Source organism: Terriglobales bacterium, assembly GCA_035487355.1.
Taxonomy (GTDB): Bacteria; Acidobacteriota; Terriglobia; order Terriglobales; family Acidobacteriaceae; genus QIAW01.
The window spans coordinates 75290-92324 of the sequence record DATHMF010000026.1; the positions used below are offsets into that span (position 1 = coordinate 75290).

At 55.8% G+C, this 17035-nt stretch carries 11 protein-coding genes; 7 read left to right on the plus strand and 4 right to left on the minus strand.

The annotated features are described in order from the left end of the window. Positions 1 to 51 precede the first annotated feature (51 nt). On the minus strand, positions 52 to 276 hold the full coding sequence (locus VK738_06030) for a hypothetical protein (protein HTD22190.1): 225 nt from the start codon (positions 274 to 276) through the stop codon (positions 52 to 54). Positions 277 to 827: 551 nt separating this feature from the next. Between VK738_06030 and VK738_06035 the strand changes: the two genes are divergently transcribed. Next, on the plus strand, positions 828 to 4706 hold the full coding sequence (locus tag VK738_06035) for an Ig-like domain repeat protein (GenBank protein HTD22191.1): 3879 nt from the start codon (positions 828 to 830) through the stop codon (positions 4704 to 4706). 776 nt (positions 4707 to 5482) lie between these two features. Continuing rightward, entirely contained in the window at positions 5483 to 6715 is a 1233-nt protein-coding gene (locus tag VK738_06040) for a hypothetical protein (GenBank protein ID HTD22192.1), read from the plus strand. Between the two features lie 9 nt (positions 6716 to 6724). Here VK738_06040 and VK738_06045 read toward each other — a convergent pair whose 3' ends face one another. Then, positions 6725 to 8254 (minus strand): hypothetical protein, encoded by a 1530-nt coding sequence (locus VK738_06045; GenBank protein HTD22193.1) that lies wholly within the window; start codon positions 8252 to 8254, stop codon positions 6725 to 6727. A gap of 199 nt (positions 8255 to 8453) precedes the next feature. Here VK738_06045 and tldD point away from each other — a divergent pair, with 199 nt between their 5' ends. Next, positions 8454 to 9887, plus strand: coding sequence for a metalloprotease TldD (tldD, locus tag VK738_06050; GenBank protein ID HTD22194.1), 1434 nt, complete (start codon positions 8454 to 8456; stop codon positions 9885 to 9887). Positions 9888 to 10010: 123 nt separating this feature from the next. Further along, positions 10011 to 11396, plus strand: coding sequence for a TldD/PmbA family protein (locus VK738_06055; GenBank protein HTD22195.1), 1386 nt, complete (start codon positions 10011 to 10013; stop codon positions 11394 to 11396). Between the two features lie 86 nt (positions 11397 to 11482). On the opposite strand, the gene VK738_06060 is transcribed toward VK738_06055, so the two are convergent. Further along, positions 11483 to 12547, minus strand: coding sequence for a DUF6709 family protein (locus tag VK738_06060; protein HTD22196.1), 1065 nt, complete (start codon positions 12545 to 12547; stop codon positions 11483 to 11485). Positions 12548 to 12728: 181 nt separating this feature from the next. Here VK738_06060 and VK738_06065 point away from each other — a divergent pair, with 181 nt between their 5' ends. The 3 genes from VK738_06065 to VK738_06075 all read left to right on the plus strand — a co-directional run bounded on the left by VK738_06065 (position 12729) and on the right by VK738_06075 (position 16333). Continuing rightward, complete coding sequence (locus VK738_06065) at positions 12729 to 13259, plus strand: hypothetical protein (GenBank protein HTD22197.1); 531 nt, start codon at positions 12729 to 12731, stop codon at positions 13257 to 13259. Between the two features lie 794 nt (positions 13260 to 14053). Beyond that, positions 14054 to 15103, plus strand: a complete 1050-nt coding sequence (gene selD, locus VK738_06070; GenBank protein ID HTD22198.1) for a selenide, water dikinase SelD — start codon at positions 14054 to 14056, stop codon at positions 15101 to 15103. 204 nt (positions 15104 to 15307) lie between these two features. Continuing rightward, positions 15308 to 16333 carry a hypothetical protein gene (locus tag VK738_06075; GenBank protein ID HTD22199.1) on the plus strand — a complete coding sequence of 342 codons (1026 nt, stop codon included), beginning with the start codon at positions 15308 to 15310 and terminating at the stop codon, positions 16331 to 16333. Positions 16334 to 16451: 118 nt separating this feature from the next. Here the strand turns inward: VK738_06075 and VK738_06080 are convergent. Then, on the minus strand, positions 16452 to 17035 hold a 584-nt coding region (locus tag VK738_06080; protein ID HTD22200.1), incomplete at its 5' end, for a hypothetical protein.

The window sequence follows — 17035 nt, forward strand, 5'->3', positions numbered from 1 at the left end:
CTTTTGCCGCGATTACGCCTGCCGGCATCTCGAATGCTATGAAGTGGCGCTTCAAAACATAGCCAAACCCGCCCGGCGGCTTCCGCGAAAGAGTGGCAGCCCCCGGCCTCGCTTCTCGCCGATCTCCACTTTTTCCAGGTACGTGCAATGCCGTTCTATGTCGTGCTTTGTCGCCGCGCCAGCCAGCCGCAGCCGCATGCAACCATGGCATACTGCTTCGTCGCTCGGTGGCAGCATGAGAGCAAAGGGAGTTATGCCGGTGAAGGTCCTGGTCAATTTTCATAAATAACGTGCCATAGACGTAACCCTGTGGTGACACATTGGTAACAAATGGCTGATAAGAATCAACCTGTATCCTGAGTTGGAAATTAACCTGCTCGGGAACTGTTTGGTAGTAGAACGCTGCTGAGACGGAAAGCCAATCTTTGCACGCGGCTGCAAGTTCCAGCCACTGCCGCGTTCTATGGTTGTAGAAAGTAGGAGAAAGGCGACTGCGGCGTCTTCAATCTTGAGGCGCCGCAGCTTCTTAAGCCGTTCCGGCAGTGAGCGTTTGCCGGCTCCGGAGTCAGTTAAAAGACGCCCGAACGGCGGGGCCCGAGATTTTCATGTTACGGCTGCAAGTTTCGTTAAGTAGAGCGTTCTATTTAGGGAAAGCCTTGGGACAGGTGGCGCGCCAAGTTGCATTGACAACTCTCGGCGGCATCGCTATAGTCCCCTGTACCTTCCCAGCATTTACGTAGACCGATAGTAGATAGGGTCAAGTAATACTCTCCGCTGTTGTCCGGCACGTCCCAAGCTGCTATTGAGCTGCGCAACCATCAAACTATATGTCCCTGCAACCAGAGGTAAGACAGATGATATTGCTGCGGCAACTTCGCTCATTCTGGCTGTCTTCGACAATCGTTCTCGCCCTGTTCATGATGACAGCAATCGTCTCGGTGCGCGCCCAAGTCGCACAAGACACAGATACAACAGACACAGACGTGAAATTCCACAAGTTTCAACCTAAAGTGCCGCCAGAACAGGCGGCGCCGACAGCGGCAGCGCGGCGTCCGGGCCCGGCTGGGATGAGCACGGCCGCAGCGCAGCAGATCCAGGCGCTGGAGCAAGAGAAAGACTCGCGTACCCCAGCGCAGCAGAAAATTGATTCCAACGTTCTCTATACGATAAGGATGCTGCAGGGAAAGCCGGCTGCGCCCGGCGTGCCTTACCTTTACACCGGCATTGATCTCGACCAGAACAATAATGTGGTGGTGGATATCGTCGCGCATGTTACCGACCGGTTGCTGCAACAACTGAACTCTGCGGGAGCCCTGGTTCTGTATTCCAACCCGGCGCTGCGCAGCATTCGCGCGATCATTCCTCCGGACCAGATGGAAAATATTGCCGCCTCGCCGGATGTCATCTTTATCTGGCCCAAGCAAGAAGCTATGACGCACGGGGCGAGCGCACATGAGGGCGCGGCGGAGAACGGTGCCTTGCACCGTTGGGCCGTGGCCCCGGGCTTCGAACAGCGGGCAGCTCTCCTGCGAAAACAATTATCCATGCTACCCGTTTTGGGAATCATAAACACAGGACAAGGGAGTGTTACCACGGAAGGCGATGCGACACACCGCGCCTTCGACGCGCGGGGCGTCTTCGGAATCAATGGAAGCGGTCTGAAGATTGGCGTTCTATCCAGCGGAGTCACCAGCCTGGCCGCGAGCCAGGCCACCGGCGATCTGCCCCCGACTTGCGGAAGTGGGGCATCGCCGTGTGTTACTGTGCTGGCGGGACAAACCGGCTCCGGCGATGAAGGCACGGCCATGATGGAGATCATCTACGACATGGCGCCAGGCGCAAACCTATACTTCGCCACAGCGCTCCCGACCATCACCAATTTTGCGCAGAACATCCGCGACCTGCGAGCAGCCGGTTGCGACATCATTGTTGATGATGTCTTTTACTTCGTCGAAACCCCGTTCCAGGAAGGCCAGGCGCCAACTGTGCTCTCTACGACCAACGGTGGCGTGGTTATTCAGGCGGTCAATGACGTGGTCGCCGACGGCGCACTATACTTCTCTTCCGCTGGAAACGAGGGCAACCTGGATGATGGCACCTCGGGCACCTATGAAGGCGACTTTAACCCGGTGGCCTCCAGCCCTCCTTTGCCCGCCGGTAACGTCCACAATTTTGGCAGCACGCCCTATGACACCATTACCCGGCCGGGTTCTCCAATTGATCTGTTCTGGGCCGACCCTCTGGGCGGCTCTAACAATGATTACGACCTCTACCTGCTCGATTCCACAAGCAGCACTATTCTGGCTTCCTCTACCAACATCCAGAACGGAACCCAGGATCCGTTCGAGCAGGTGTCCTTGCAGCCTAACGCGAGCCGCATTGTCGTCTTCCAGAAAGCCGGAGCGAATAACCGGTTTTTCCACTTGGCCAACATACGTGGCAGACTGGCGGTCGCCACGGCGGGAGAAACGCATGGCCACTCGGCGGCCGCCGGAGCTTATACGGTCGCGGCCACACCTGCGGCGGCAGCATTCAGCATCGGTTATCCGATAGGGCCTTTCCCCAATCGCTTCAATTCCACCAACCAGGTGGAGTTGTTCACCTCCGATGGGCCCCGCCACATATTTTTCAATGGAGATTCATCGTCCATCACTCCGGGAAACCTCACATCTACAGGTGGCGCTGTGCTGAACAAGCCAGATATTACCGCTGCCGATGGCGTCTCGGTGACCGGAGTGGGAGGGTTCGGAAGTCCATTCTTCGGCACTTCGGCAGCAGCGCCCAGTGCGGCAGCGGTGGCAGCGTTGGTCAAATCCGCGAAACCATCTTTGACCCAGGCGCAAATACGAAGCACGTTGACCAGCACGGCGATTGACATTATGAGCCCGGGGTTCGATCGCGATTCCGGCAGCGGCATCGTTATGGCTTATGATGCGGTGAACTCGCTGGGTCTGCTCGGCTTTGCCAATCCTGAATTGGGAGCGGTCATCGCAAGCGAGAACCCGGGCAACGGCAATGGCGTCATCGAAGCCGGCGAAGGAGCCGCACTCACGATCCAATTGAGGAACCTCACGGGAGTCAGAGACGCTACCGGCATTACTGCGACGCTCACAACCTCGACCCCGGGAATAACCGTCACACTGCCGAACACTACTGCCTACAGCGACCTCGCGGCAGGCAGTGGGATCGGCAATAACTTGGGTCCGCTGACCTTCACGGTGGGAAGCAATGTATGCCAGCCGGCCATTAACTTCACGCTTACTTTGGCTTACACAGGAGGTCCGCCCAGGGCGTTGAACTTCAGCATCCCCATCGGGCTCATAACCACTCTTAACAACAACCTGGGCACGACGCCGCCTCCTGTACCCGGCATAACCACGGCAACCGGTACGCAAAACAACCGATTGTTTCGCAACGGGGCGGCGAGCACATGCGCGCTCCCGAAGCCATTCCCTGGAACGCTCCCGGTCGGTCCCAGAATCTTCGATTCCTACACCTTCACCGCATGCCAGTCCATGTGCTTGAAAGTTGGAGTGACAAATGCTGTTTTTCTGACCGGAAGTACTTATTCTCCTGATTTTGTTCCTAGCAACCTTGCCTTGAATTATGTGGGTGATACGGGCGGCGTCGGCGTCAGCCAGGCCTGCAGTACCAGCGTCACCGCCTCGACTCCCTACACTTTTGTGGTGGCTGACTCGAGTCCGACGGGCACAGGGATTGGAACCAACTACAGCCTGCAGATTCCCGCATGCGCCTACAACTGCAACGTCAATCAAGTGCCCGTGGCCGTAGTCCACGACGTGAGGGTAGTCGCCGGTGGGGGTGGAACCGCTAATGCCAGCATAGACAATGGATCGTTTGATCCTGATGGAGACCCGCTTACGATCACACAGTCGCCTCCCGGACCGTATCCCGCAGGGAGGACGAACGTGCTGCTTACAGTGGTAGACCCTAAAGGAGCAACCGCACAGGCGAGCGCCGTCGTGACGGTAGCGAGCCCGACAACGACGACGATCATCTCTTCCGCCAACCCCTCGGCCTTTGCAACCGCGGTTATATTCACGGCAAATGTGACTCCCACATTCGGTTCCGCCATACCTACCGGCGCCATGACCTTCGTGGATGGAAGCACAACCCTGGGAACAAGCACACTCTCGGGCGGAACAGCAACTTTCACTACAAATGCTCTTGCTATCGGCAGCCACTCGATTACAGCCGTATACAGTGGAGACCCGCTCTCTGCCGGCAGCAATTCGTCCCCGGCGCTGGCGCAAATTGTGAACGGCACTACCGCAGTGACGGCTGACATCGGCGTCACCATCACACACTCGCCCAATGTTCCTGTGGCTGCAATTGGGCGCCAACTGACATTCACCGTGACTGTGACTAACCACGACGCCACCAATCCGGCACAGGTTGCGCTCAACCTGAGCACGAGTGCCGGACCCTTTGAACTCGATTCTGTCGGTACACCTGGAGCAGGCGATACTTGCAACCCGCCGAGCGGTAACACCATACAGTGCAGCATTCCTGTGCTCGCGGCCAGCAGCAATGCGGTCTTCACGCTCAATGTGAGGCCGCTGTTCAGTAGTGTGCGCACGTTCATGGTAATTGCTGCTGAGGCCAGCAACACAAACGACTCGACCACAACAGACAATACTGTAAGCGACACGATCAAAGTGCGGTTTAAACCGTTCCGGCAATGAAGCAGTCAGTTAAAAGAAGCCCTGCAGAAATGCAGGGCTTTCAAGCTGTGTGAGATGGTCCCGAGAACTTTTTTCAAATCTGCGTTCATCTGCGTCGAAGGTTTTTGCGGTTGCTTTTTTCTGGGTGCTGAGTGCTGAATGCTGACTGATATCACTCTGATATCAAAATATTGCTTTCCTTAGAAACTGCGGGTCATAATTGTGCCAGACGTGTGTTTAGGGTGAGCCCAATGCGAGCGCCGGATGAGCGCGAGCAGTTGGCGAGGGCGCAGCAGCCTAGCGTTGCGGAGCCCTTAGAAATACGTTACGCATTCAAGAATGCGGGGCTTTGTAGTCCTTTAGCTCTTTGAAAACCTGCTGGGCTGGCGTAATTTATCAACTCGGATGAAACCAGCTCTCGGTCAACTGCTTCCTCTGGCAACTGGATACTGGCAACCGGCAACTGACTACCAGCAAGTCCCCCACCCCAACTCAATTTTCGCCAATAATGACGCGGGTCAGACGCGGTTTTTGGCACTCCAAATACCTGCCAGCAAGTGGGGGCTCCCCTGATCTTCCGAAAATCCGCGTTCATCCGCGGCGAAAGGTTTTTTGCGGTTGCTCTTTCTGAGTACTGACTACTTCGGTCTTAGTCGTAAGAGATTGATTGCTAAGGATTTAGGGCCGCGTCCGCTACTCTAAGCAATGGTGGGGGGACGCAAAAATTGTCAGGTATCTCCCCAGCCATTCCCATTGGCGGCAGCGTCTGTGCTTTACGAAGGCACTAGAATGAAACTGTGCTATCACGGCGCATTGAGTTCGCTCCTGAAGGCGATGCGGTGCTCTTGGCGGGAATCCCGGCTGCACCGGCGGTTTTTATTTTGCGCGGAGAAGCGGGCAGCGAGCCTTACGTCAGCAAGACGTCCGATCTCAAACGGCGGCTTACCAGGCTGCTGAGTCCGCCGGAAGAGCACAGCAAACGGCTGAATCTGCGGGAGCGCTGCCGCACCATCGAATACTCACTGACGGGCTCGGATTTCGAGTCGGGATTTCTGCTGTACAAAATACTGCGCCAGGAATTTCCCCGTAATTACCGTGACCGGCTCAAGCTGCGCTTTGCCCCGCTCATCAAGTTAAACCTTGAGAATCCTTATCCGCGTGCTTACGTTACGCGGCGCATTGGGCGGCTGAATAGCACCTCGCGCTACTACGGGCCCTTTGCCTCACGTGCGTCGGCGGAAAAGTTTCTGAATGACGCGCTCGACTTTTTTAAGATGCGGCGCTGCGACTTCGAGCTGGACCCCGACCCCAGCTTCCCCGGTTGCATGTACTCGGAGATGAAGATGTGCCTGGCGCCGTGTTTCAAAGGCTGCAGCGACGATGAATACCGCCGCGAGGTCGAACGCGTGCGTGATTTCCTGGAGAGCGGCGGGCAATCGCTGGAGCGCGAACTGGCAGAGCAGCGAGAAAAGGCTTCTACCGAGCTGCAGTTTGAGGCGGCAGCCGCAATTCACACTCGCATGGAAAAGCTGCACGGAATTCTGGGAGCAACCTCGCTGCCCGAGATTGCCCGGTCCATGGAAAAGCTGAACGCGGTCATGGTGCAGCCCAGCGCAGAGACGGGTGCAGTGTCACTGTTCAAGATCATACGGGGTGTGATTGCCGAGCCTGTGAGTTTTACAGTTGAGGAGAAAACAGAAGTTGCATCGGCACCGGGGGTGGGTGCGACGAAAAAACCTTCTCCGCGCTCGATGGAGTCACGCATTGCCGAGTGCGTGGCGGGGATTTCCGAAACCAAGCCGGCATCAGCCATCGAACTGAATGAGCATCTGGCCATTCTGAAACGCTGGTATTACCGCAGCCGCAAGACCGGCGAACTCTTCCTGACCGACGAACGCGGCGAGTTTCCGCTGCGGCGAATCGTTCGCGGCATCGGGCGGGTGCTGCGCGGAGAAAAAGCCGAGACCGCCGGCAGCGATGAAGCACATCGGGCGTATTGGCTGGCGCGGACGCGGGAAGAAGAAGTTTAGACTTGCCGCTTAAGCGTGCGCTTGATTTCTTGTTTCCGCCCGCTTGCGGAAAACGACGCGGAGACCGTCGCGCCAGCGCTCGTCCACGCCGAGTAATGTGCAATCAATTTCGGGGGAGAGATAGCGCAGCAGAGTGTCGGTCGCGGGGTGAACACGTAGGGCGGGAGAGATCAGCAGGAGCAGCGGCGGCTGAGGAGATAGGTCTTTGCCGGCGAAATATCCGTTGACGGTGAACTCACCACGCAGGTGGTGCCATTGCACGCGGGCCCAATAGTCGAGTCCCTGGAGCGGGAGGTGAATATCCTCATCGGCCTTTAACTCCAGCACGGCCAGGCGGCCCTCGCGAGTACAGGTGAGCACATCAATCATGGCGCGGTCGCTGGCGGAAAATGCCGGGACCTGAGAGTAGACAAAGCTGGGATCGAACGAGGAATCGAGAGCTGCGACATTTTTGACGATGAGCGATTCCAGCCAGCGCTCGGGCTGCATGCGCCAGAGAGCATGGTTGTGATTGCCGTTGGCAAGCCGGGTTTCAACAAGCCTACTGAGAAGATGTGCGAAGAGTTTTTCGGTTTCGCCGTTCAAGACGGTTTCATTTGGGCCCGTGCCAAACGTAATTTCGTGATCACTCGCTTTGCTTTTGGCGCGGGCGAATTCCAAACCGTGCAAACGGAAGGCGATCTCACTCGCGGAGACCGCCACAAGCTGCACTTTGCCGGGGTATTGAACCAGAGACAGCACGCGGTCAACGGCCGGTTTGAGGCGTTCTTTAGCTGCAGCCGGGTTCAAACACTTTACCAAGTGCGTAGCGATGTTGCCGCGATCGCGGCAATCGAGCAGTTGAAGACTCTGCTCAGCTTCATTGAATTCATACAACTCAAATTTGGCCAGATCATGATTCAGGCAGGCCAGGCGCTCGCGGACGACGGCACTGGTGCCGGGCGGGAGAAACAGCTTTAATCCTTCGACGACAGTGCGCGCGGCCTCTTTGGTACGGCAATGTTCCAGCCACAGCAGGCCGAAGGTCAGCGCACCATCTATAGATGATTGCAGCTCCTGAGCATTCACTCCAAAGACAGCGAAGGCCGATCTGCCGCGGCGGAGAAGACCTCGGGCATACACCGGGCTGAAAGAGCGCTCGAGATCCATGGCTGAGGTGAGCGAAGTGGAGGTTAAATCGGGAAATTGCTTTTGCAAACTTTTTTGCAGCAATTTGCAGTATTGGCGGCGGCCTACAGTGCGGGCCTGGGGCGTGCGGCGATCGCCGTGACGCAGGATTTCCAGTCGCGAGGGTTTCCGCTGGCCGAAGCGTTGCACGGAGAGCAGCAACGCACCTTTTTTGGTTTCAGCATCCAGCACGCGGCGCACGGTATTGCGCTCATCAGACCAGAGATGCAACAGGCATTTGCCGTGATCGGCGGAGACAGAGTAATGGGCAACGGCCAGATCGAAGATCGGCTCTCCATCTTCAAAGACCAGAGCGGCGGGAGATTCGGCCAGAAAGTCTTCGAGGGTGCGCAGGAGGGATTCGGGCTGCATGAGGTTTTCGCCGCGGATTAACGCGGATGAACACGGATCATTGTAACGGGTCAAGGCTCTGAGAAATGCCCGAGGATTCGCAACTTGAAGATGCCGGCGATACGTCAGGGCGGTTTCATGAAATAATCAAACTTTGGGATGGAATCGTGGCGGTGGCCCGGGGCATCCAATCTCTATATCCTCACAAATGCGAGCAAACATGGATAACAGTAGAAAAAAATTCTTCTTTGACCATTATGGGTTAAGCGAGCGCGACCTGGAGCAATACCTGGCGGCCGCCCTTAGCGCGGGAGGCGAGTATGCCGACCTGTATTTTGAATACCTGACCTCGACGGCGCTGAGCGTGGATGAATCCATGGTGAAGTCGGCGTCGCAGGGCATCTCGGCCGGGTGCGGAGTGCGCGTCATCTCGGGCGAACGCACCGGCTACGCATACACGGACGACCTGGCGCCGGAGAAGATCTTGCACGCGGCGCGCACGGCGGCGCTGATTGCCAGCGGGCCGTCGAAGAACCCGGTTGTCAGCCTGAAAGAAAAGGGGAGCGCCAACCTTTATCCGGTGCATACGCCCTCGGTGGATGCGGACGTTGCCGTGAAATTAGACCTCGTCATGCGAGCTGACAAAGCGGCGCGTGCATATGATTCGCGCATCTTCCAGGTTCGAGCCAGCTATGCGGACGAGCTGCGGCGCATTTTAGTGGTTGGATCTGACGGAACTTTTGCCACCGACTTTCAGCCGCTGGCGCGGATGAACGTGCTGTGCATCGCCAAAGATGGCGACGTTCCCGCGCGCGGATCAGCCGGCGGCGGCGGACGCGTGGCGCTGGAATACTTCCAGACAGAAAAAACACCGGAGCACTTCGCCAGCGAAGCGGCGCGGCAGGCGATTGTACAGCTTGGCGCGCGCGAGGCGCCGGCCGGCGAGATGGAAGTTGTGCTGGGACCGGGTTGGCCGGGAGTGCTGCTGCATGAAGCCATTGGGCATGGCCTCGAAGCTGACTTCAACCGCAAAAAAACATCGGCCTTTGCCGGACTCGAGGGCAAGAGAGTGGCCAGCGACAAGTGCACGATCGTTGATAACGGCTCGATGCCGTCGCGACGCGGCTCGATCAACGTGGATGACGAAGGCTCGCCTACGCAGAATACGGTCCTGATTGAAAAGGGGATCCTGAAAAACTTCATCAGCGACAAGCTCTCGGCCCGGCTGATGGGCATTGCCGACACGGGCAATGGACGCCGGGAGAGCTACGAGCACATTCCGATGCCGCGCATGACGAACACATACATGCTGGCAGGCGAGGATTCGCCGGAGGACATTATTAAATCCGTGAAGCGCGGAGTGTATGCGGTGAACTTTGGCGGCGGGCAGGTGGACATCACCAACGGCAAGTTCGTCTTTTCGGCGTCAGAAGCCTACATGATCGAAGATGGAAAGATCACCGCACCGCTGCGCAATGCCACACTCATTGGTAACGGTCCGGATGTCCTGACGCGGGTTTCCATGGTGGGCAATGATCTGCAACTCGACGAAGGTATTGGCACCTGCGGCAAAGATGGACAGAGCGTGCCCGTGGGCGTGGGAATCCCGACGCTGAAGGTGGACAGGCTGACAGTGGGGGGAACGGGGTCGTAAATCTTCAGGATTAACCGCGGAGACGCAGAGGCGCGGAGAAAATCATTTCATAATTTTTACCACGCAGATACGGTCATCGGATCATTGAGTGATCGGGTCATTGAGTTTATTGGAAGTGATTGAATGAAGACAGCAGAAGTACAGGATAGAATTCAGACCGAAGCCGATTTTAAGCAGCTTGCCGCTGATATTGTGCGACAGGCGATGCAACGTGGGGCCACCGCCGCTGAAGCCGTGATCAGCGAGGGCAGCGAGTTTTCTACGCTGGTGCGACTGGGCGAGGTGGAGACGCTGAAAGAAGCCGGAGCCAGAGCTGCTGGTCTGCGTGTCTTTCTGGGAAAGCGGACAGCTTCCACGTACACCAGTGATTTATCGCGCGAAGGGATCGAGCAGATGGTGAGCTCGGCGCTGATGCTGGCGCGCGTCACATCGGAAGATCCTTATGCGGGATTGCCTGAGCCCGAGCAGTTTGGGGCTATTCCCGGCGACCTGCAACTCTACTATGACGACGTCTATTCCCTCTCCACCGTAGACCGCATTGCTTGCGCCCGGCGTGCCGAGAAAGCGGCCCTGGACGCCGACACGCGCATCACCAACTCGGAGGGTGGGAGTTTTGATGCCGCCACGGGAAGAAAAATTCTGGCCAACTCGCTGGGATTTGTGAACGAATTCCGGCGTTCGTATTGCTCGGTTTCCGCAGCACCGATTGCGCACAGCGAAGGCGCGGCCATGCAGCGCGACTACTGGTACTCGGTGGCGCGCACGCTGCAGAAGCTGGAGAGCCCTGAATCGGTGGGCAAGACCGCGGCCCAGCGTGCGTTGCGCCGCTTAGGTGCGCGCAAAGTCGCTACCACCAAAGTTCCCATTGTCTTCGACCAGCAGACTGCAGGCGCGCTGCTGAATGAAATTTTCGATGCCGTGAATGGCGACGCAATCTATCGTCACGCCTCGTTTCTGACCGGTAAGCTGGGAGAAAAAGTTTTTGGCGAAAATGTGACCATCGTGGATGACGGCACCATGCCTGGGGGTTTTGGGACCTCTCCGTGTGACAGCGAGGGCGTGCCCACGCGACGCACCGTCGTCATTGAAAAAGGTCTGCTGAATTCTTATTTGCTTAATACTTACACCGCACGCAAGCTGGGCTTGGCCACCACCGGCAATGCCGCCAGGGGGCTGGCGGGTACTCCGGGAATTGGCAGAGGAAATTTCTTTTTCCAGCCAGGCACCAGGAAACCGGAAGCCATTATTGGCGAAATCAAAGACGGCCTTTATGTCACCGAATTCCTGGGCTTCGGGGTGAACCTGGTCACGGGAGATTTTTCTCGCGGCGCCTCCGGGCTGTGGATCAAAAATGGCGAGCTGACATTCCCGGTAGAAGAAATTACCGTGGCTGGCAATCTGCGCGAAATGTTCAGCAACATCGCTGAGATTGGAAGCGATCTGGAATTTCGCGGCTCAGTGGCGTCGCCTACGCTGCGGATTGAAGGCATGACGGTAGCGGGAGAGTAGAAAGCGATTGAGTAATTGCAGAATCGGGTAATTGGGAATTACTCCACAATTCTCCAATTACACAATTACCCGATTACTCAATTCTTTTAGGCATGAGCGGATGAGGATTGTGCGCCGGAGAGTTTTGCTTTTCTCTCATCTATAGCCTGGAACAGAGCGGCACGATTGGTGTTCCACAGCGCCTGGATGTCGTTGTTGAATCCTGCGATTACCCAAGGCGCGCTCTGGGCAACGGTCTGAATGATTTCATCCACTTTATTCTGCTTCATAGCGATTTCGAGGCTTTCTCCGGAGCGGCTCCACAAGAGCGCAGAATAAGTTTTTCCCGTCGGTATGAAATTATAGGAATGCTTGGTCACCTTCTTGTAGATCCACACTGCGTCACCCAGCCTGGCCATCTTGAGTCCGAAATAATTGGGCGCAAAAATCCAGGAGCGGGTGATAAGTGCAGAGCCAACAGACAACGGCGCCTGAGCTATCTCGTTTTCAATTTCAAAACTGAGCTGCTCGGGCTCGCCGTAGCTCCGAAGCTTTTTGATAATGGGGTGAGCGGAGCGGTCGGCAGTCCGGGTGAGCCATTTTTTAACGTTCCACAAAACTAAAAGCAGTACAGGAATCCCGATTCCCAGCCCCCAATAGCCGCCATCGCGGTAATCCACCGTATCGAGAACAAACGGCAGGAACATCCCTTTAATCTCAGGGGTTGACTGCTCGAGTTGGGCGATCACATCAGTGGATTCGGAATCTTTCTGGAGCGCGCCGGAATAGGCAGTCGCGGTAGCCGCACCCGGGGCCTTCACCAAGAGCAGGCGGGAGCCAATCCTCAAAGCCTTGTAATCGTACTTCACCGTTTCCGATTCGACTTTGTTGGTGGACTCATCAACCTTCTGCTCGACGTGCTGAAAACCAGTGGCCAGCAACTTTTCACCGTTGACCTTCACAAAAAACTGTGGCCGATCTTCGGGGTTCTGGACCGCCAATAGATCCTGTGCGCTGATGTCTTTTGGACCGCGAACAAAATTCAGGGCATAGCGGTAGTTGAAACCAACAACGGCGAGCAAAATGGCCAGAAACACCAGATTGACCAGCAACAGATTGCGGTTGGCGCGACGGACTTGTCTTTCAATAAAGCTGTTTTGCAGGGCATCCATTAGCAGCAATAACTATCATGGGTTTGAGCCAGTTTCAACTAAGAACAATTTGCCGGTTCCGAGTTTTCGGTTGCCAAAAACAAGCTTTTAGCTATCAGCCTTTGGCCCTTAGCTCTTAGTAATCAGAATGCCCTCAGGGATGTTTTCGGCCACATGTAAGCAATTTAGTACAATTCGGCTGATGGCCGACGAGCAAAATCCACTGCAACCAGAGATCGAATTCAAAACCGAGCCGCCCAAAGAGAACCGGACTCCTGGGCCGGCAATCATCATTGGCTTTGTGTTTATGGCCGTGATGGTTGGGCTGTTCATTCTGGTTTCCCATAAGCCGCAAAAGCCCGGCACGAACGTGCCTTCCGCTTATGCGGCGCATATTCAATTGCAGGACGTGAAGCTCAGCCAGGCGGAAAATTTCGTGGGCGGGACGGTGACCTATATCGAAGGCCAGATGGCGAATACCGGCGACAAGACCGTGACCCGCGCAACGGTGGAGGCGGTTTTCAAGGACTCCATGGGACAGGTTGTGCAACAAGAAGAGTTGCCGCTCCAGGTATTAGAGCGCAGCGGGCCTTATCCGCAGGCGATTGATCTGCAACTTTCTCCGCTTAAACCGCAGCAACAGCGCGAATTTCGCCTGACCCTCAGCCACGTTTCTTCCGACTGGAACCAACAGGCGCCGGAGCTGAAGGTGATGGAGACAGTAACCCAATGAAAGTTTTTGTCAGCCTTCTACTGCTTACGGTTTTCCTCGTTTGTTGCAGACTTACACTGCTGGCGCAGACTGCCGATTCATGTGATGACAACTCAGAATTTTCCAAATCAGGAACGGTCTTTATTGGCAGTGTTCATAATTTGAAACTTGATACAACTGATAAAACCTCGTCCCCATTCCATCGCCGGACGGGAAAAAGAATATCCAAATACATTTTATTGTGGATGATGAACATGAGTGGCTGTACTTCAACCTGCGCCATGGCCCATACACTTCCAAGTTTCGAATTGAGGGAACAGGTGCGGAGCTGCTGTGGGCGCCGGATTCAAAAGCTTTTGCCGTAACAACCTGGGACGGAGCATCTGGGTTTGGTGTTTACACTCGAGTTTACCGATGGATACGGCAGGCAAGGGTTAAAGAGATACACATTACCCCAACGATCTTCAATGCATTTGGCCATCCGGTACGATGTGAACCACCCATGGCGCCAAATACGGGCTCCGTCGCGTGGTTGAAAGATTCGAACCGAATTTTAGTTGCAGCTCGGGTCGTGCCGGTTTCCGTGTGCGACAGCATGGGAATGTTCAAGTTGTACGATCTGGACTTGTCTACTATGCACGTTGTGCGAGTCTATAATCAAATAGCAGCCAAGCAAAAATTCCACCAGCTGCTGGGATGTTCGCTAGAAACGGCCGAAGATAGCTGTGTAACGAACCCAAAATCCTGCCACGTCGAATCTTTGCACAGCCGGGACTCTTGTTCCAAAAATCCGGCGAAACGATAGAATGAATTTCATGCAAGAAACAAAACCCTTTCGCCTGACGGAGTCGGTGAAAGCTGCGGGTTGAGCGAGCAAGCTGAGTCCGGCGGCGCTGGACACGGTGCTTGGGAAATTAGCCCGGCAACAAGACGCGAATGTGCTGGTTGGCTTTGATAAAGCCGACGATGCCGGCGTGTATCAAATTGCGCCGGACAATGCCCTGGTGCAGACTGTGGATTTTTTCACTCCTGTCGTGGATGATCCCTACACCTTCGGCCAGATCGCTGCCGTCAATGCCCTCAGCGACGTCTATGCCATGGGCGGGCGCCCCCTGAGCGCACTCGCTATGGTGTGCTTTCCCGAAAAGGGAGAGTTGGAGATTCTAGAGCGCATTCTTGCCGGCGGCCTCTCCAAAATGATGGAAGCCAAGTGCACGGTGATCGGAGGGCACAGTATTCGCGATCCTGAGATCAAGTTTGGCTATGCGGTAACGGGGACGATACATCCGCAGCGAGTGCTGACCAACGCGGGCGCCAAGCCAGGCGACATTTTGCTTTTCACCAAAGCGCTGGGTACAGGAGTGATCTCCACCGCTATCAAGAAACAGACGGCGCAGCAGGCGTGGATTGATGCCGCGATCGCTTCCATGACTACATTAAACAGAGACGCCGCCGAGGTAATTGCGAGCGGGGATTTCGAAGTTCACGCTATGACCGATGTCACCGGCTTTGGCCTTATAGGCCACGGGCGCGAGATGGCATTGGGCAGTGGCGTGAGCCTGGAATTTACGGCTTCAAAGGTACCGCTGCTCCCCGGCGCGCTGGAGTGCGTGCGCGGGGGGCACATCCCCGGCGGACTGAAGGCAAATCGCGAATTTGCCGAGTGCGTGGTGGAATACGACGCGCAGATTGATGAGAAACGCAAAGCGCTGCTTTATGATCCCCAGACCGCGGGTGGGTTATTGATTTCGGTTGCTGCTGCTCATGCTTCAAAACTCACGTCGGCATTGCAGAGCAAGAAGGTTCCCGCGGTAGAAATTGGGCGGGTGTTGGCGAAGGGGCATAGGGCGATCGCGGTGAAATGAGTGAAGAGATCAAAGACCGTGATCAAGACCGGATTGCCAGCGCCACATCTTAATACTGTTGCACTCTTTCATTCGCGAGCAAGCCACTCATTGACTTTTTCGTTTCCTGCCAGTAACGTGTAGCTCCCAATCATTTCTGCTTCAGAGATTACTTTGGCTGCGCCGCCCAACTCGCTCTCTGTGTTCGATTCGATAAGCGCTGCCATGCAACGGGCGAAAGTGCAGTTGTTCAAGCCTTACCGCTTTTCGTTCTGGTGGCGAATGGCCATCGTGGCAGTCTTTGCCGGAGAATTCAGCGGGTCGAGCTTCAATTTCAACGTGCCCATGGGAGGCGGGGGCGGCGGCGGGCAGACCAATAGACATTTCTTAGCTTTGGGCCCTGCGGAGGTGTTCCGGGAAATGCTGCCGTGGATCCTGCTGGGCGCCCTGGCCCTGGTGGTGCTGATCTTTGTACTCATGTACGTGCACAGCGTATTCCGCTTCATTCTTTTTGACTCGGTGTTGAGCGGGCAGTGCAGGATTCTTAAAAGCTGGAGCCGCCGCAACGCCTACGGCACACGGTACTTCGTTTGGCTGATTCTTTATCAATTGCTGATGCTGCTGGTGCTGTTCGTTCTTATGGGGCTGCCTCTTCTTGGGCTTTGGCAGGCAGGAATCTTCGGTCATGCCGGTGAGCATATTGCCCTACTGGTATTGAGTGTCTTCTTCCTGGTGATGGTGTTGTTTGTGCTTGTGCTGGTTGCCTGGACCGTTACTACGATCGTCAAAGATTTTCTGGTTCCCATTATGGCCCTGGAAGATGTCTCAGTGGCACAAGCCTGGCAGATCTACAAACCCACACTCCTGCGGGACAAAGGCTCGGCTGCAGGCTATCTGGGGATGAAAATTGTGCTGGCCATTGCGTTGGGAATTATTCTGGGTATTATTTCGCTCTTCTTACTCTTTATCCTTATCATTCCATCGGTGATTTTGTTTGTGGCACTTTTTGCCCTCATGGCGACAGGCAAAGCAGGGATGATCATTGGGGTTTTTCTGGCTGTGATTGCCGGAATTATTTTGTTTGGCCTTTGGCTTTTTATTGCAGGAATGTTGTCTGTCCCGATGGCGGTGTTTTTCCAATCATATGCGCTCTGTTATGTCGGCGCACGCTATCAGCGGCTGGGACAGCTCCTGTGGCCGACTGCGCCGGAGATGGGTGGAGCGCAGCCGATTAGTCCGGCACCGGCTTAAGTTTCTGCAACGCTTAACAAAGATTTGCCGCGGAATGAACACGGATTTTCACGGATTCACAGCCGGGGACGGCTGTGCCACACAAGTTTCAAACCTGCACAGTTTCTCGAATTCTCTCTCAAGCTTTTTCGCGTTTCTCGATCCTGGCCCAGGTGTCTTTCAGGGCGACGGTCCGATTGAAGACCAGTTTCCCGGAAGAGGAATCGGGATCTACGCAGAAATATCCTAGACGCTCGAACTGAAAGCGGCTACCCGGCTTTGCGCCCGCCAGCGAAGGTTCGAGTTTGGCGTTGTTCACGACTTCGAGTGAGTGCGGATTGAGGTTGGCGGTAAAATCCTGCCCTTCGGCAACGTCGTTAGGGTTTTCTTTGGTAAACAGGGTTTCGTAGAGGCGCACCTCGGCATCCAGAGCATGGGCGGCGGAGACCCAGTGGATGGTTGATTTCACTTTGCGTCCATCAGGCGTGTTGCCGCCGCGCGTAGCGGGGTCGTAGGTGCAGTGGACTTCGATAACCTCGCCGGTTTTTTCGTCCTTCACCACGCTGGTGCATGTAACCAAGTAGCCATAGCGCAGGCGGACTTCACGTCCGGGAGAGAGGCGGTAGTAGCCTTTGGGCGGAACTTCGCGGAAGTCATCCTGCTCGATGTAGAGCACACGGGAGAATGGAACTTTGCGCGTGCCGGCACTGGGGTCTTCTGGAT

What these genes read in the sequence shown, in the direction of transcription:
- VK738_06035 (HTD22191.1), top strand. Translation starts at nt 828, where the DNA reads ATGTCCCTGCAACCAGAGGTAAGACAGATGATATTGCTGCGGCAACTT.
- VK738_06045 (HTD22193.1), bottom strand. Translation starts at nt 8,254, where the DNA reads ATGCAGCCCGAATCCCTCCTGCGCACCCTCGAAGACTTTCTGGCCGAA.
- tldD (HTD22194.1), top strand. Translation starts at nt 8,454, where the DNA reads ATGGATAACAGTAGAAAAAAATTCTTCTTTGACCATTATGGGTTAAGC.
- VK738_06055 (HTD22195.1), top strand. Translation starts at nt 10,011, where the DNA reads ATGAAGACAGCAGAAGTACAGGATAGAATTCAGACCGAAGCCGATTTT.
- VK738_06060 (HTD22196.1), bottom strand. Translation starts at nt 12,547, where the DNA reads ATGGATGCCCTGCAAAACAGCTTTATTGAAAGACAAGTCCGTCGCGCC.
- VK738_06065 (HTD22197.1), top strand. Translation starts at nt 12,729, where the DNA reads ATGGCCGACGAGCAAAATCCACTGCAACCAGAGATCGAATTCAAAACC.
- VK738_06075 (HTD22199.1), top strand. Translation starts at nt 15,308, where the DNA reads ATGCAACGGGCGAAAGTGCAGTTGTTCAAGCCTTACCGCTTTTCGTTC.